This is a genomic window from Rhodovulum sp. P5 (assembly GCF_002079305.1).
Taxonomy (GTDB): Bacteria; Pseudomonadota; Alphaproteobacteria; order Rhodobacterales; family Rhodobacteraceae; genus Rhodovulum.
This window is the reverse complement of the sequence record NZ_CP015039.1, coordinates 532309-546893: the sequence shown is the minus strand read 5'-3', so window position 1 is coordinate 546893 and position 14585 is coordinate 532309. Positions and strand designations below refer to the sequence as shown.

Genomic DNA, 14585 nt, shown 5'->3' with positions numbered 1-14585 from the left:
CATGTGGTTGAGTGATTTTCGCGTTGTCCTGCCCGATGCGGTGCTGCCGCGCGGCTCCGTCCGTGTCGAAGACGGTGCCATCGCCGAGATTGCCGATAGCCCGGTGCCCGGTGCCGCGCTGAACGGCGAGGGGCTGATCCTGATGCCCGGCTTCATCGACATGCACGGCGACATGATCGAGCGCGAGGTGGAACCGCGCCCCAATGTTCGCATGCCGATGGAACTGGGCCTGCGGGACCTCGACCGGCGGCTGAAGGTGGCGGGTGTCACGACCGCCTATGCTGCGGTCAGCTTCAACCCGAAATCGGCCTATGGGCATCTGCGCAGCTATGACCATTCCAAGGCGATGCTGCGCGCGCTGAAGGAGATGCGCGGCATCCTGAAGGTCGATCACCGCGTCCATGCGCGGTTCGAGATCAACTATCCCAAGGCGCTGGACGTGGTGGAGGAACTGATCGCAGACGGGACCGCCGATCTGGTGTCGCTGACCGATCACACGCCGGGGCAGGGCCAGTATCGCGACCTTGAGCGGTTGGCCAAGAAGACGGCGCAGCAACAGGGGCTGAGCCATGAGGAGGCGGAACTGGCCGTGCGCGAACGCATTGCCGAGAAACAGCGCCACGCCGGCGATGTCGCCGCGACCCTTGCGGCGATTTCGGCCCTCTGTGCCGATCACGGCATCGCGCTGGCCAGCCATGACGACGACACGGTTGAGAAGGTCGCGCTGATGCATTCGCTGGGGGCCACGATCAGCGAATTCCCGGTGACCGAAGAGGCCGCGCGCGAGGCCCGCCAAAGGGGGCTTTTCACGGCCATGGGCGCGCCCAACGCGCTGAGGGGGGAGAGCTATTCGGGCAACCTGTCAGCGCGGGAGGCCCATGGCGTCGGGCTGCTGGATATCCTTGCGGCCGATTATCACCCCTCGGCGATCCTGCCGGCCGTTCTGGTGCTGTCGAAGACCGACGCCGCCGGGTTGGCCGGCGCGGCCCGCCTGGCCACGGCCAATCCCGCGCATGCCCTGGGCCTGACCGACCGGGGCGAGATCGCCTATGGCAAACGCGCCGATCTGGTCATTGCCGACGATGCCGGTATCGGCCATGTGCGCGCGACCTTCCGCAATGGGCAGAAGATCTTTTCCGACGGATCGCTGATGCTCAACCCGGTCGACTGAACCGGGGCGGGTTCAAGAACACGGGCGCGGTGCCAAGTCCGAAGGGCGCCGCACCGTGGCCCCTACCGCCGGAGCGCCCATTTCACGGTCGTCTCATAGGGGATCTCCACCGGATCGCAGCTGTGTTCGGCACAGATCCCCGACAGATCGGCCATGACCTGCCCAAGCCCGATCCGGCGCACCAGGGCCCAGACCGTCGAGCGGGTGAGGTATAGATCGATCAGGCTGCGGCAATCCCGCGTCTCGCACCAGCCATAGGTGCGGGACTTCGCCGCGCGGAAGGCCTCAAGCGCGCCAAGATCGCGGACAGTCGGCTCTTTCGTCCGTTCGCGGGCGGCGTAGTCGTGCACCTCGACCGACCTCTCGGCGATATAGCCGTCGAAGGCCTCGACCACGGGCAGGGGGCGACGCTTGTTGCGGATCAGCGCGATCACGCCGCCCGGGGCCAGTACCCGCGCGGCCTCGGCAAAGAAGGCGTCCCGGTCGAACCAGTGAAACGCCGTGCAGGCCACCAGCAATCCGGCGGACGCATCGGGCAGCGGGATATGTTCGGCCGACCCGTTGTTGACCTGCACCTTGGCGTCATCCTGAAAGCTGCGGCTGAGAACCCGGCGCATGTCGGCCCCCGGTTCGATGGCCATGACCAGCCAATCGTCGTCCAGCGCCGCGCGAAGACCCCGGGTGGAGGTGCCGGGCCCCGCGCCGATATCGACGGCGATGCGCCGGTCCGACAGGCAGGCGGCGGCCAGATCGGCAAAGCAGTCCTGCGGATAGCCGGGCCGGAACAGGGCATAGGTCTCGGCCAATCCCTCGAAACGATCGGCGTTCTCACGCATGGTCTACATCCCGAATTCCCGGGCCGCATGGGCCACCCGCCCGTGCCGGAGCGTCAGAAGCGGCGCAGGCGCACCGCCCTCCGGCCAGTCCAGCAGGACCAGATCGGCGCGATTGTCCGGCGCGATGCGGCCCCGGTCGGACAGCCCCAGCGCCGCGGCCGGGTTGTCGGAGACGAGCGCCCAGATCGCGGGCAGGGGCGCGCGCGCCTCCGCATGCAACCGTGCCACGGCACCCAGCATGGCCGGGTAGAAATAGTCGGAGGCGAGGATGTCGCAAAGCCCGCGTTCCACCATATCCCCCGCGCCCGGGGAGCCCAGATGGCTGCCGCCGCGCATCGCGTTGGGCGCCCCGAAGACGATCTTGTCTCCCGCGTCACGGGCGGCTTCTGCCACCGGGATATTCATCGGGAATTCGCTGATCCGCGCCCCGTGCCCGCGATAGAAATCCCGCGTCGCGACCTGGCTGTCATCGTGGCTGAGCATCGGCGCCCCCGCCGCGCGGCTGGCCTCGGCGACCTCGGCGATCACGTCGGGCACCTGCGGGCGGCGGTCCCACATGTCTCCCATCAGGCGGATATAGTCGGCCCTGTCGAGGCCAGAGCGCTTGGCACGCCCGTCGAACTTGTCCAGCGTCGCGGCATCCTGCAAGTCGACGACGGGAAAGGCGGGATCGAATTCGAAGGGGCGTTCCTGAAGCGGCGTGCCCGGGTGCAGCATCGCCATCGAGGTATGGTCGTTGAAGGCCAGCGCCGGGGTCAGCGGGCCGGCCAGTGTCTTTTCGATCAGCGGCCGCGCCTCGAAGCAGAAGGTTTCCCAGCGCAGTTGCAGACGGTTCTCGGCTGCAAGGCGCGGGGCCAGGGCCTCCAGCCGGTCGGCAATCTCGGTTGCGCGCTCGACCGAGCGCAGGCCCGGCTCCCAACTCAGCGTCAGGGCGTGATAGGCGGTGGCGATGCCGTTGCCCGCAAGCTGCCGGTCGGTTTCAAGGATGGCGACGTCGACCGGGGTAAAGACGCCGGGGCGTGGCATCACCTGCCGCTCGAACGCGTCGCCGTGGATGTCGATCAGGGCCGGGGCCAGCGTCAGGCCGCTGGCGTCGATCACCCGGGCCCCGTCGCGGGCGGTGTCGAGTCCGGTAATCGTCCCGTTCTCGACCCGGACCGAGACCTGCGCCACCTGATCGGGCAGGATGACCGTCGCGCCTTCAATGATGAAAGGCTCCATCACAGCCGCTCCATCACCAGGTGCCAATGCCATGATCCGGGCTTTTCGTGCTCCCTGTCCTCAAGCTGCAGCAGTTCGAACCCGTCGAACAGGTCGATCAGGTCAGCGGCGTTGCAGAAGTAATGCGGATGCACCTTGTCGCCTTCGCCCTCGAACACCCAGGTGTTGCGGGAGATTTCCCGCCCGGGGGCCTTGGCCTGTTCCACCGGGATACGGCGGGCCGACAGCATGGTGCCAAGAAAGGTGCCCCCGGGTTTCAGAACGCGGGCAATCTCGGCAATTGTGGTGCGCAAGACGGTTTCGTCGCCGTGATAGATCACGTTCCAGCTCAGCACATGGTCGAAGGCGTCGTCCTCGAACGGCAGGTCGGTCATCGCGCCTTCCACGGCGGTCAGCGCGACACCGCCTTCCTGCGCGGCGCGGCGGATCGTGGCGATCCCGTCCGGCGCGGCGTCAAGTGCCGTGACATCGAACCCGGCGCTTGCCAGGGACAGCGCATGCCGCCCGACGCCCGCCCCAAGGTCGAGGATCCGCGCCCCCGAGACCAGCCCCCCGGCCCAGTCGGACACCTCGGGCTCGGGCGTCAGCCATTTGCTGCCGGTCTGGATCTCGGCCCATTCGGTGTTCCAGTGTTCATGCGCGGTGTCGGTCTTCATCTTTCGATCCCAATTATGCGGCGCCGAAGCACGGCGCCCAGTTGTTCCACGACGACCACGACCACGGCAATCATCAGGATCACCGTCATCGCGGTCGGATAGTCGAAAAGGTCGAAGCCGACCTTGAGCTCGATCCCGATGCCGCCCGCCCCCACAAGGCCGAGGATGGTGGAGGAGCGCACGGCCTTTTCCAGCCCGAAAAGGGCGGTCGAGACAAAGGCGGGCAGGGCCGCGGGCACGATGGCGGTGGCCGCGATGTCCAGTCGCCGGGCGCCCGTGGCGGTCAGCGCCTCGGCCGGGCCGGGATCGACGTTTTCCATGTCGTCGGCGAAGAAGCGGCCGCAAAAGCCCAGCGTGTCCATCATGATCGCCAGCATGCCCGCGAAAGGGCCAAGCCCGACCGCGACCACGAAAACCAGCGCCCAGGCCAGATCGGGCACGGCGCGGACAAAACCCAGAAGCGTGCGCACGACCCAGTTCACGCCGCGCCCGACCAGCACGCCCCGCGCAGCCAGCAGCGCGACCGGCAGCGACAGCAGCACCCCAAGCGCGGCCCCGGCGATGGCGATCTGAAGCGTTTCGACCATCTTCAGGCCCAGACGCTCGATATTGTCGACCGAGGGTGGCCAGGCCCGGGCCATGAAATCCGACAGGCGTGGCCCCGAGGCCAAGAGTTTCTCACCCGAAAACCCCGCCCCGTCGAGCGCCCAGACGAGAATGATGGCGCCAACGGCATAGGACAGGAAGGCCAAAGCGGAGGGGCGTTCGATCCGTCCCGGAAGGCGTCGCGTCTCAGCCATAAAGCGCCCCGAGATCACGTTCAGAGAGCGCCGCGGCATCGGCATCGATGGCCAGCCGCCCACCGGCGAGGCCCAGAACCCGATCGCCATAGCCGAGCGCATGGCTGATATTGTGAGAGGTGAAGACCACGGTCACGCCCTCCGACCGGACGAGCCGGAAGAAGAGCGCCATGACCTCTTCCCCCGCGGCGGGGTCGAGAGAGGCGGTGGGTTCATCCGCGATCAGGAAGCGGGGGGCGTGCACAAGGGCGCGGGCAATGGCCACCCTTTGGCTTTGGCCGCCCGACAGGCCATCGGCGCGGCGCAGGGCCAGATCGGCCATGCCGACCTCTTCCAGCGCAGCCATTGCGGCCTCTCGCGCACGGCGGGGGGCAAGCGCGTGGCTCCAGTAACGGGGGCCCGCGCCAGAACCGAGCAGCCCATGCTGGACATTCGACAGGACCGACAGCCGCGGCACGAGGTTATGGGACTGGGCGACCATGCCGGTGCGCGCCCGCAGCCGCCGCCGGGCCCCCTGGCCAAGTGCGCCGGTCTGCTGGCCGAGAAGTTCGACCTCGCCCGAATCCGCGGGGATCAGGCCAAGGCAACAGCGCAGGAGCGTGGATTTGCCGGTTCCGTTCGCGCCGACCAGCGCGACCGAGGCGCCATGCGGCACCTCGAACGATATCCCGGCGAAGACGGGCGCGGCCCGACCGAAAGACTTGGTCAGGCCGCGCACCTTCAACTCCGCCGTCCGGGTCGGCGCCTCGGCCGGGGTGCCCGGGTCAAGCGGCATCGGCGCTCAGTCGCCGATGAACTGGTCGAACTGCGGATAGCCCGCATTGCGGTACATCGACCGCACGATGTCATAGGCGGCATCGTCGATGGCGACGAGGTCCATGCCGCGATACTTCTCGTTCTCCTCGTGGGACAGGATGCCGTCGATCACCGCGTCCTTGTTGTCGAGGATCGCCGTCTTGACCTTTTCGGCGGCATCGGAGGGCACATGGCTGCCGACCACGATCATGTCGTTCGGCAGGTCGCCCGAGCGCGCGAGGATCTTGAAGAAGCCATAGGGCACCTTGTCGTCCTTGGCGCGGGGGCCTTCCATCCAGCTTGTCGCATTGGTGCCGATGGCCGCGACGTCGCCGTTTTTCAGCGCCTCATGGGCGATATTGCGCGAGGTATGCACCTTGTCGATCTCGGTCGTCGGGTTGACGCCGTAATCGGCCATCAGCTGCATCGGGCACAGCATGTTGGAGGTGGAACCGATATCGCCGAAGGCGACCTTCTTGCCTTTCAGGTCGGCCATCGTGTTGATGCCGCTGTCGGCGCGCACGACGATGGCACAGTGATAATCGGGGCGGCCCAGACCGATCAGCGGTTCGGCATCGGTCAGCGCGTTGATCACGATGTATTCCGCAGGCCCGGTGATGACGAAATCTACGCTCTGGCCGCGCAGCGCCTCGGCGGCGGCGGTGCGGGAATTGACCGGGAAGAATTCGAACTCTTCGCCGGTGGCCTTTTCAAGCGCTGCCTTGAACGGCCCCCATTCGGTCTGGAGCCGTTCCAGCCCTTCAACGTCCGTGACTGCAAGGTTCCAGGTTTCGGCGCTGGCCACGGTGGCAACGACGGCGGCAGCAGCGGATGCAAACAGGATAGAGCGAAGCGTCATGGCAGGATGTTCCTCTGACCGTGAGTTTTCGCGGTGGTAGCCCGCCACGGTGACCCGGCCATTTCGGTTCCATGACGCTTCGGCGTCGTTTTCGTAAACGATTCATGAAGACCCGGGGGTGGCCGCGTGCGTCATCTTGGGGGTGATGACGATGTCACGGCACCAAGCCCTTGATTTAAAAAGCGCCCGTTCCGCGTTCGTCACCTGCATGTCACATCGCGGATTCCAAAATTTCACAAGTTTGAAGGGTGTCAGTCACGTTCGTCGGCCAAAAGCCGCGCCATGCAGAAAGCCACGTTAACACTATCCAATCTGACCAAGCAGTTCGGCGACATCCGCGCCGTCGACTCCGTCTGCCTGTCGATCGAGCCGGGACAGTTCGTCGGCGTCATCGGCCGGTCGGGCGCGGGGAAATCCACGCTGCTGCGATTGGTCAACCGCCTGATCGATCCGACCGAGGGCAGCATTACCTTCGGCGGGACCGAGGTGACCGCGCTGCGCGGTGGCGCGCTCCGGGCGTGGCGCCGCGACTGCGCGATGATCTTTCAGCAGTTCAACCTTGTCGATCGTCTGGATGTACTGACCAACGTCTTGGTCGGGCGCCTGTCGGGACGGGGGTTCGTGTCGTCGATGGCGATGCAGTTTTCCGACGCCGAACGCGCCATGGCGATCCGCGCGCTCGACCGGCTGGACATGGTGCCGCAGGCGCTTCAACGCGCCGGCACGCTGTCGGGCGGCCAGCAGCAGCGCGTGGCCATCGCCCGCGCGCTGGTGCAGGAGCCGCGGATCATGCTGGCCGACGAACCGATTGCCAGCCTCGACCCCGGCAACGCCACCCGGGTGATGGAGGCGCTGCGCAGCATCAATGCCGAGGACGGGCTGACCGTTCTGGTGAACCTTCACACCCTCGACACCGCGCGGGCCTATTGCGACCGGATCATCGCGATGCGCGAAGGCCGCGTGATGTTCGACGGCACGGCCCGGCAACTGACCGATGACGTGGTGCGCGACATCTACGGGGCCGAGGGACTGGCCGAGTTCAACGAAGCGGTGACCTCCACCACCGTGCGCAAGACGGGCGTGCACGAGCCCGCCTGACCCCAAGCTGCCAACCATATGGAGAAGACCCCATGAAACTGATGACCACCGCGGCGCTGGTTGCGCTGATCGCCGGCCCGGCGCTGGCCGATGGCTGGAAGGACGACTATCAGGTCGTCAAATTCGGCATCCTCTCGGGCGAGAACGAGAAGGACCGCCTGATGCGCAACGAACCCCTGCGCGCCTATCTGGAAGACAAGCTGGGCGTGAAGGTCGAAATCTTCACCGCCGGCAATTATGACGGCGTGATCCAGGCCATCGCCGCCAACCAGATCGAGGTTGCCCGCTTCGGTTCGTCCTCCTACGCGGCTGTCTACACCGCCACCGATGGCGGCGTTGTCCCGACGCTGACCACCATGAAGAAGGACGGCACGACCGGCTACAACTCGATCGTCGTGACCCGTTGCGACAGCGGTATCAAGAGCCTCGCCGACGCCAAGGGCAAGGTGCACGCCTTTGCCGACCCCGACTCCACCTCCGGCTACGCGGTGCCCTACTTCAACTTCATCACCAAGGAAGGCATCGTCCCCGAAGAATACTTCGCCGCGATCCCCTTTGGCGGCAGCCACGAGGCCGACGTGCAGGGCGTCTATAACGGCACCTTCGACACCGCCTCGACCTATCAGAGCACCGAAACCAGCAGCGTCTATTCGCGCATGGAAGACAAGGGCATGATCGAGCCCGGCGTCATCTGCAAGATCTGGACCAGCCCGGAAATCACCTCCGGCCCCTGGACCTTCCGCAAGAACCTGCCCGCCGAGATGATCGAAGAGATCACCGTGGCCATCGAGAGCTTCCCCGAAGCCGATCCCGAAGGCTACAAGCTCTACTCCTCGTTCAACCCCGAAGACGACAACCCGTCCGTCGGTTTCGCGCGCGTGAACCACGACCGCTACCAGTGGATCGTCGACATGCGCCAGTGGATCAAGGAAAAGCGCCGCGGCTCGTAAGCCGGGGCTGAGGACAGGAGCGGGTTTCGGCCCGCTCCTTTTTCCATGATCCGGCCTGCCACCCTTGAAGACGCCGCCGCCTGCGCCCGCATCATGGGCGCGTGGGTCGCCGAAACGCCCTGGATGCCGATGTTGCACACGCCCGCCGAAGACCACGCCTTTCTGTGCCGATTGATCGGCGCGGGCCGTGTCACGGTGTGGGACGGTGCCGCGGGCATAGACGGGTTCCTGTCGCGGGCGGGCACCGAACTGGGCGCGCTTTACGTTGCCGCCTGCGCGCGGGGGCAAGGTGTGGGGGCGGCGCTGCTCGATGCCGCGAAAAGGGCCAGCCCGGTTCTGGACCTCTGGACCTTCGAGGCCAATACCGGTGCCCTGCGTTTCTATCGCCGCGAAGGCTTTGCCGAGATCGGCCGGACCGATGGCGCCCTGAATGAAGAGCGTCTGCCTGATATCCGCTACCGCTGGACTTCCAAATGACCGTCACCGCCGAGTTCACGGCCAACCCCCCGGTTTCCGGCCCAAGCGCGATTGCGGCTTTCGAGGCCGACTACGCGCTAAGGCGCCGCCGCGCGCGGATCAGCTGGGCGGTCGGTGCCGCAGTCTTCTTTGCCATTTTCATGGTCACCGCGTGGCTGGGCGATTTCTTCAAGGTCACGCAGGTGACCAATGTCGATGGCTCGCGCGAATGGCGATGGCTTCTGGCCGCTGGTTTGCCGCGGCTGGGCGAATATATCGAAAAGACGCTGCCGGTGCTGCGCTGGGACAGTCTGGGTGCCGATTTCGCCGAGTGGTTCTGGCGCTGGAAGGTCTGGCTGAAACTCTTGGTCGAGACGATCCTGATCGCCTTCATGGCCACCACGCTGGGCGTGATCGGGGGCTTCATGCTGTCCTTTCCCGCGGCACGGAACCTTGCCCCCAGCAAGTCGGTGCTGTGGCCCACGCGCCGGTTTCTTGAAATCGCCCGGACCGTGCCGGAACTGGTCTGGGCGCTGATCTTCGTCTTCTGTTTCTCGGTCGGACCGATGGCCGGGGTGCTGGCCATCGGGCTGCATGCCACCGGCGCCTTGGGCAAGCTCTATTCCGAGGTGAACGAAAACATCGACATGGGGCCGCTTGAAGGTGTGAAGGCCGCCGGTGGCACATGGTTCGACCAGATCCGCTATGGGGCGGTGCCGCAGGTCCTGCCCAACATCGTCAGCTACACGCTGCTTCGGTTCGAGATCAACGTCCGGTCGTCCTCGATCATCGGCTATGTCGGCGCGGGCGGTCTGGGGCAGGAGTTCCGCACCGCCATGAGCTTTCAGGAATACACGGACCTGTCGGCGCTGTTCGTGATCATCCTGCTGACGGTGGTCTGCATCGACTACGGCTCCGAACGGCTGCGGCATGCGCTGATCGGAAGGGAGGAACGGCCATGAGCATCACCGACTCCGAAATCGCCGCGGCCCGCGCCCGGCTTCCGCGCGCCTTCAGTGCGCCGCTGACTGTGCGGCTGCGGCGTGCGGTGATCTGGGCGCTGTTTCTGGGCCTGTTTGCCTATTGCATCGTTGTGTTCGATTTCGTGCGCATCGTTCTTTTCGATGAAAAGACCGGCGCCTTCGAGCCGTGGCAGACCTTCTGGTATTTTGACCGGCGCGAAGAGGTGTGGGTGTTCAGCTGGACGCTGCCCATCGACCGTATTCTGGAAGGCTTCTCGCGGTTTGGTCGCGTCGCCGGTTTCATGTTTCCCCCTTACGTCTGGAAAAGCTGGGCGGAGTTCAGCGAAATCGCCAAGGGGCTGGGCGAGACGCTGTCGATGGCGTTCCTCGGCACGCTGCTGGGGGCGGTTATCGCCTTTCCGCTGTCCTTTCTCGGGGCGGACAACATCAACCGGCTGACGCCATTCCGCCTGACGGTGCGGCGGGGCTATGACATCATCCGGGCGTTCGAGACGCTGATCCTTGCGCTGATCTTCATCCGCGCCTTCGGGCTTGGCCCGCTGCCCGGCATCCTTGCCATCGCCGTGTCGGAAATCGGCACCTTTGCCAAGCTGTTTTCAGAGGCCATCGAAAATACCTCTGGCAAACCGGTGGAGGGGGTCAAGGCCGCGGGTGGCGGGCGGATGCAGCAGGTTCGCTTCGGGGTCATGCCGCAGGTGGCGCCGGTGATCCTGTCGATCATCCTGTATAATTTCGAGTCCAACGTCCGCTCTGGCACGATCCTCGGGATCGTGGGTGCGGGCGGCATCGGGTTCCTGCTGTCGGACCGGATCAGCGCCTATCGCTGGGATGAGGCGTGGTCGATTATCTTCCTGATCATCCTGATGGTCTACCTGATCGACTGGCTGTCGGCCCAGATTCGGACGCGGCTGATCGGCAGTTGGTAAGGCACGGGATGGCGACCTCGATGCAGAGAGTGATGATCTGTGGCGGGCCCGGTTCGGGCAAGAGCTGGCTGGCCCGAGAGGTCGGGCGGCGCACCGGGCTGCCGGTGTTCCACATGGATCACATCCACTGGAAACCCGGCTGGGTTGAGCGAACCCCCGAAGAGAAACTGGCGCTTGTCCGGTCCGTGCAGGCACAGGATCGCTGGGTCTTCGAAGGCGGCCATTCCACGACCTATTCGGAACGCCTGGCCCGGGCCGACAGCTTCGTCTGGCTCGACATGTCGCTGGCGCTGCGGTTCTGGCGGGTGTTCTTTCGCACTCTTCGGTCCTGGGGCCGTTCGCGCCCGGATCTGCCGGAGGGATGTCCCGAAAACTTCGGCCCCGGCAAGCGAGAACTCTTCCACTACATGTGGCGCACGCGGGCCACGGGCCGGGCAAAGCTTGCCGCGATCTTTGCGAACCCACCGCGCCATCTGGCCATTTGGCATCTGCGGTCCCGCGCCGATGTCGCCCGTTTTCTGGAGAGTTTGCCATGAGTGCCAAGTCCCTGTCCGAAGAGCCCACCGTCCATGAAACCGCCACGCTGATCGACTGCACATTGGGCAAGTGGACCGAAATCTATGCCCATGTCACGATGCGGGAGGTCACGTTCGGCGACTACTCCTACATCGTTCGGGGGGCAATGTCGTCTGGTCGACCATCGGCAAATTCTGCTCGATCGCCGAGGGCGCGCGCATCAATCCCGGCAACCACGCGACGTGGCGCGCCGCGCAGCACCATTTCACCTATCGCGCCGCCCAGTTCGATCTGGGCGAGGATGATTCGGAGTTCTTTCAGTGGCGTCGCGACCACTGGGTGACCATCGGTCATGATGTCTGGATCGGCCATGGCGTGACGGTTCTGCCGGGCGTGACCATCGGCGATGGGGCCGTCATCGGTGCCGGGGCCGTGGTCAGCAAGGACGTGCCCCCCTACACCATCGTCGGCGGTGTGCCCGCCCATCCGATCAAGCGGCGTTTCACCGAGGCCCAGGCCGAGGCGCTGCAACGGATCGCGTGGTGGAACTGGTCCCATGCCGAATTGAAAGCCGCCCTGCCGGATATCCGGCGGCTGGAGATCGACGCCTTTATCGAGCGGTATTCCTGATGCTTCTGCCCGACGCCTTGCATGAATTTGCCCGGCCGCCCGCGGACATCGGGGCCGCATCCCGCGATGCCGGCCGTTCGGGCCTGTGCAAAACCCAACCCTTCCCGTCACCCCAAGCAACCTGAAAGGATCTGACAATGACGGAAATCGACCCGCTCCGTTTCGTGCTGTCCTGCCTCTTCGGCCCCGGCCCGGTGTTGAAACGGCTGTTCCGTTTCCTGACCGCGCGGACCGCGGTGCGCTCCTGACGCCAGCCTAGCCGACCTGCCGGCCGCCGCGCCAGACGCCGCGGATCACGGGCGTGTCCCGCAAGGGGCGCACCCGGACGACGTCTGCCAGCGCGCCCGTTTCGATGCGCCCCCGGTCCTTCAGGCCGGTGGCATCGGCCGGGTTTCGCGTGACCGTGGCGATGGCGCGCGGCAGGTCCTCCCAAAGCGCCGCCAGACGGAAGGCCGACTGGATCAGGGCGGACGGCACATAGTCTGACGAGACGATGTCCAGCAGGGATCGCTCTGCCAGATCCAGCGCGGACACGTTGCCCGAATGGGACCCGCCGCGCATGATGTTGGGCGCGCCCATGATGATGCGGATATCGGCCGCGTGGCAGGCCTCTGCCGCCTCGACCGTCGTGGGAAACTCGGCCAGATGGATGCCCATCGCGGCGGAATGCGCCACATGCTCTGCCGTGGTATCGTCATGGCCGGCCAGCGTCGCGCCAAGCCGGGCGGCGGCGGCCACCGTCGCTTGTTCGTGCAGGGCGCCGACCCGGTCCCGCAGGGCCGCCTGCGCGGTGCAGAAGGTCTGGAACTCGGCATCGGTGAACCCGCGCTTGCCGACATAGTATACCTTCAGCTTCTCGACGTCGCGGAACTGCCGCTGTCCGGGCGTGTGATCCATAAGGCTGACCAGCCGGACCCGGTCACTTTCATCGAAGGCGTCCAGTTCCTCGGGCAGGGTTTCGGAACAGATCTCGGCGCGCAGGTGCAGCATGTGGCGGACGCGCAGCGCATCCTCGCCGCGGAGTTCCAGGATCTCGCTGGCAACCTGCCGGGCATAGGGGGTTTCGTGAGAGCGCATGCCGATGCGCAGCGCGTCGAACACCGTCGTGATCCCGCAAGAGGCAAGCTCCCCGTCATGGGCAAGGATCGCGGGGCGGTGGGGCAGGTGGACCTTGGGGCGCGGCTCGATATGGCGTTCGAGGTTGTCGGTATGCACCTCGACAAGGCCCGGGATCAGAAAGTCGCCGTCTAAATCGAGCGCGCCTGCGGGCACGCGGCTGCCCTCGGCCACGTCCACGATGTGGCCGTCACTCAGCGTGACCGCGCCGGTGAACACACGCTCTGCGGTTACGATCCGGCCGTTGGCAAGGCAAAGCTCCCCTGCTTGTGCACGGGGTTGGGCGGCGGCGGGCAGGATCGGGGAGTTCATGGGGGCCTTTCAAACAGGTTGGGGCGGGTGCGCCTGGGCGCTTTCGCGGTTCAGCACCGCAAGGACCCGGTCGACGGTTTCCTCGAGCGGGCCATCGTTGGAGATCGTGATGTAGGGAACACCGTCGGGGATCGGTAGGTCGGCCCGCGCCAGGCGCGCGGCGATATCCTCGGCCGTTTCCCGCCCGCGTCCGGCAAGCCGCGCGGCCAGCGTCTCTGGCCGGGCGGTGACGTTCAGCACGACGAGGTCCGGAAAGGTATCGAGCGCATCTGTCAGCGCCCGGCGGGAGAGGTTGACCAGCATGTCATCGCCGTTGGCCATGCGTCTCTGCACCTCGGCCGGAATGCCATAGCGCAGGCCGTGGGCGCGCCAGTGCAGGCACAGACGCCCCGCGCGCAGAAGCGCCTCGAACGCCTCCTCCGTCACGGGGTCGAAGTCCTCTCCGCCAAGCGCCGGGTCACGGGTGATGACGCGGCGGACCAGACCAAAGCCGGGAGCGCGGTCGGCAAGCGCCTGCATCAGGCTGTCCTTGCCGACGCCCGAGGGGCCGACGATGCCGATCAGCCGTCCGGTCACGAGGCAGCCTGTGCGGGCGCGAAGACCGAGACGTCGACCTCCCGGTCGCAGACGCGGGCGCGGGCGTCCTCGTCGTGGAAGATGCCGACGATGGCGGCCCCGCGGTCCTTGGCCTCTTCGATCAGGGACAGCACGACTTCCCGGTTGGCGCCATCAAGGCTTGCCGTGGGTTCGTCCAGCAGAAGGGCGGGATAGGGATAGACGAAGCCGCGGGCCACGTTGACCCGCTGCTGCTCGCCGCCCGAAAATGTCGTCGGCGACAACGACCACAGCCGTTCGGGCAGGTTCAGCCGCGCCAGCAGGGTCCGGGCCCGGTCGCGTGCGCTGTCGGCCTCCTCGCCCACGGCCAGAAGCGGCTCTGCCACCACGTCGATGGTCGGCACCCGGGGCACCACGCGCAGGAACTGGCTTACATAGCCAAGCGTATGGCGGCGCAGGTCGATAATCTCCCGCGGCTCGACCGTGGCGACATCGACTCCGTTGACGAGGATATGGCCCGCCGCCGTCAGGTAGTTGCCATAGATCATGCGCATCAGGGTGGATTTGCCGACGCCCGACACCCCGGTCAGGGCCACGCATTCGCCGGGGGCGACGTTCAATGCGCCCCCATGCATCACGTCGATCACGGCGCCGCCCTGATTGTGCAGCGTGAAGGTTTTGGAGAGGCTTGAGATCTCGATCATG

At 66.1% G+C, this 14585-nt stretch carries 17 protein-coding genes; 8 read left to right on the top strand and 9 right to left on the bottom strand.

From position 1 onward, the window contains the following. Window position 1 precedes the first annotated feature (1 nt). Window positions 2–1171, top strand: a complete 1170-nt coding sequence (locus tag RGUI_RS02670; protein ID WP_081531636.1) for an alpha-D-ribose 1-methylphosphonate 5-triphosphate diphosphatase — start codon at window positions 2–4, stop codon at window positions 1169–1171. Between the two features lie 62 nt (window positions 1172–1233). Here the strand turns inward: RGUI_RS02670 and RGUI_RS02665 are convergent, their stop codons facing one another. The 6 genes from RGUI_RS02665 to RGUI_RS02640 are packed head-to-tail and all read right to left on the bottom strand — an operon-like array spanning window position 1234 to window position 6338. After that, window positions 1234–2007 carry a class I SAM-dependent methyltransferase gene (locus tag RGUI_RS02665; protein ID WP_081531635.1) on the bottom strand — a complete coding sequence of 258 codons (774 nt, stop codon included), beginning with the start codon at window positions 2005–2007 and terminating at the stop codon, window positions 1234–1236. 3 nt (window positions 2008–2010) lie between these two features. Next, complete coding sequence (locus RGUI_RS02660) at window positions 2011–3228, bottom strand: alpha-D-ribose 1-methylphosphonate 5-triphosphate diphosphatase (protein ID WP_081531634.1); 1218 nt, start codon at window positions 3226–3228, stop codon at window positions 2011–2013. Beyond that, the gene (locus tag RGUI_RS02655; protein ID WP_081531633.1) at window positions 3228–3884 is read right to left on the bottom strand and encodes a class I SAM-dependent methyltransferase; all 657 of its coding nucleotides are present in this window, start codon (window positions 3882–3884) and stop codon (window positions 3228–3230) included. The genes RGUI_RS02660 and RGUI_RS02655 overlap by 1 nt, the downstream gene beginning before the upstream one ends. Next, window positions 3881–4684 (bottom strand): phosphonate ABC transporter, permease protein PhnE, encoded by an 804-nt coding sequence (phnE, locus tag RGUI_RS02650; RefSeq protein WP_081531632.1) that lies wholly within the window; start codon window positions 4682–4684, stop codon window positions 3881–3883. Before phnE (RGUI_RS02650) ends, RGUI_RS02655 begins: the two co-directional genes overlap by 4 nt. Further along, window positions 4677–5459, bottom strand: coding sequence for a phosphonate ABC transporter ATP-binding protein (locus RGUI_RS02645; RefSeq protein ID WP_081531631.1), 783 nt, complete (start codon window positions 5457–5459; stop codon window positions 4677–4679). Before RGUI_RS02645 ends, phnE (RGUI_RS02650) begins: the two co-directional genes overlap by 8 nt. A gap of 6 nt (window positions 5460–5465) precedes the next feature. Beyond that, window positions 5466–6338, bottom strand: coding sequence for a phosphate/phosphite/phosphonate ABC transporter substrate-binding protein (locus RGUI_RS02640; protein ID WP_081531630.1), 873 nt, complete (start codon window positions 6336–6338; stop codon window positions 5466–5468). Between the two features lie 282 nt (window positions 6339–6620). On the opposite strand from RGUI_RS02640, the gene phnC reads away from it, so the two are divergent. From phnC to RGUI_RS02605, 7 genes are all read left to right on the top strand, one after another. Then, window positions 6621–7436, top strand: a complete 816-nt coding sequence (gene phnC, locus RGUI_RS02635; protein WP_081531629.1) for a phosphonate ABC transporter ATP-binding protein — start codon at window positions 6621–6623, stop codon at window positions 7434–7436. 32 nt (window positions 7437–7468) lie between these two features. Then, the gene (phnD, locus tag RGUI_RS02630; protein ID WP_081531628.1) at window positions 7469–8386 is read left to right on the top strand and encodes a phosphate/phosphite/phosphonate ABC transporter substrate-binding protein; all 918 of its coding nucleotides are present in this window, start codon (window positions 7469–7471) and stop codon (window positions 8384–8386) included. A gap of 45 nt (window positions 8387–8431) precedes the next feature. Beyond that, the gene (locus RGUI_RS02625; RefSeq protein ID WP_081531627.1) at window positions 8432–8863 is read left to right on the top strand and encodes a GNAT family N-acetyltransferase; all 432 of its coding nucleotides are present in this window, start codon (window positions 8432–8434) and stop codon (window positions 8861–8863) included. Further along, window positions 8860–9804, top strand: a complete 945-nt coding sequence (gene phnE / locus RGUI_RS02620; RefSeq protein WP_081531626.1) for a phosphonate ABC transporter, permease protein PhnE — start codon at window positions 8860–8862, stop codon at window positions 9802–9804. Before RGUI_RS02625 ends, phnE (RGUI_RS02620) begins: the two co-directional genes overlap by 4 nt. Beyond that, window positions 9801–10751 (top strand): phosphonate ABC transporter, permease protein PhnE, encoded by a 951-nt coding sequence (gene phnE, locus RGUI_RS02615; RefSeq protein WP_081531625.1) that lies wholly within the window; start codon window positions 9801–9803, stop codon window positions 10749–10751. The genes phnE (RGUI_RS02620) and phnE (RGUI_RS02615) overlap by 4 nt, the downstream gene beginning before the upstream one ends. A gap of 20 nt (window positions 10752–10771) precedes the next feature. Then, window positions 10772–11287, top strand: coding sequence for a hypothetical protein (locus RGUI_RS02610; protein ID WP_081535937.1), 516 nt, complete (start codon window positions 10772–10774; stop codon window positions 11285–11287). A 70-nt stretch (window positions 11288–11357) separates the two neighbouring features. After that, window positions 11358–11897 (top strand): DapH/DapD/GlmU-related protein, encoded by a 540-nt coding sequence (locus RGUI_RS02605; protein WP_253798792.1) that lies wholly within the window; start codon window positions 11358–11360, stop codon window positions 11895–11897. 255 nt (window positions 11898–12152) lie between these two features. Here RGUI_RS02605 and RGUI_RS02600 read toward each other — a convergent pair whose 3' ends face one another. Genes RGUI_RS02600 through phnL form a run of 3 tightly spaced genes read right to left on the bottom strand, consistent with a single transcriptional unit; the run spans window position 12153 to window position 14584 of the window. After that, window positions 12153–13325: an alpha-D-ribose 1-methylphosphonate 5-triphosphate diphosphatase gene (locus RGUI_RS02600; RefSeq protein ID WP_081531624.1), complete on the bottom strand. Its 1173-nt coding sequence runs from the start codon at window positions 13323–13325 to the stop codon at window positions 12153–12155. A 9-nt stretch (window positions 13326–13334) separates the two neighbouring features. After that, window positions 13335–13901 (bottom strand): phosphonate metabolism protein/1,5-bisphosphokinase (PRPP-forming) PhnN, encoded by a 567-nt coding sequence (phnN, locus tag RGUI_RS02595; RefSeq protein WP_081531623.1) that lies wholly within the window; start codon window positions 13899–13901, stop codon window positions 13335–13337. Continuing rightward, window positions 13898–14584, bottom strand: a complete 687-nt coding sequence (gene phnL, locus RGUI_RS02590; protein WP_081531622.1) for a phosphonate C-P lyase system protein PhnL — start codon at window positions 14582–14584, stop codon at window positions 13898–13900. The genes phnN and phnL overlap by 4 nt, the downstream gene beginning before the upstream one ends. Window position 14585 lies beyond the last annotated feature (1 nt).

Bases quoted from the DNA above. Each gene is read 5' to 3' on its own strand.
- RGUI_RS02670 (WP_081531636.1), top strand. From the start codon at position 2: ATGTGGTTGAGTGATTTTCGCGTTGTCCTGCCCGATGCGGTGCTGCCG.
- RGUI_RS02665 (WP_081531635.1), bottom strand. From the start codon at position 2,007: ATGCGTGAGAACGCCGATCGTTTCGAGGGATTGGCCGAGACCTATGCC.
- RGUI_RS02660 (WP_081531634.1), bottom strand. From the start codon at position 3,228: ATGGAGCCTTTCATCATTGAAGGCGCGACGGTCATCCTGCCCGATCAG.
- RGUI_RS02655 (WP_081531633.1), bottom strand. From the start codon at position 3,884: ATGAAGACCGACACCGCGCATGAACACTGGAACACCGAATGGGCCGAG.
- phnE (WP_081531632.1), bottom strand. From the start codon at position 4,684: ATGGCTGAGACGCGACGCCTTCCGGGACGGATCGAACGCCCCTCCGCT.
- RGUI_RS02645 (WP_081531631.1), bottom strand. From the start codon at position 5,459: ATGCCGCTTGACCCGGGCACCCCGGCCGAGGCGCCGACCCGGACGGCG.
- RGUI_RS02640 (WP_081531630.1), bottom strand. From the start codon at position 6,338: ATGACGCTTCGCTCTATCCTGTTTGCATCCGCTGCTGCCGCCGTCGTT.
- phnC (WP_081531629.1), top strand. From the start codon at position 6,621: ATGCAGAAAGCCACGTTAACACTATCCAATCTGACCAAGCAGTTCGGC.
- phnD (WP_081531628.1), top strand. From the start codon at position 7,469: ATGAAACTGATGACCACCGCGGCGCTGGTTGCGCTGATCGCCGGCCCG.
- RGUI_RS02625 (WP_081531627.1), top strand. From the start codon at position 8,432: ATGATCCGGCCTGCCACCCTTGAAGACGCCGCCGCCTGCGCCCGCATC.
- phnE (WP_081531626.1), top strand. From the start codon at position 8,860: ATGACCGTCACCGCCGAGTTCACGGCCAACCCCCCGGTTTCCGGCCCA.
- phnE (WP_081531625.1), top strand. From the start codon at position 9,801: ATGAGCATCACCGACTCCGAAATCGCCGCGGCCCGCGCCCGGCTTCCG.
- RGUI_RS02610 (WP_081535937.1), top strand. From the start codon at position 10,772: ATGCAGAGAGTGATGATCTGTGGCGGGCCCGGTTCGGGCAAGAGCTGG.
- RGUI_RS02600 (WP_081531624.1), bottom strand. From the start codon at position 13,325: ATGAACTCCCCGATCCTGCCCGCCGCCGCCCAACCCCGTGCACAAGCA.
- phnL (WP_081531622.1), bottom strand. From the start codon at position 14,584: ATGATCGAGATCTCAAGCCTCTCCAAAACCTTCACGCTGCACAATCAG.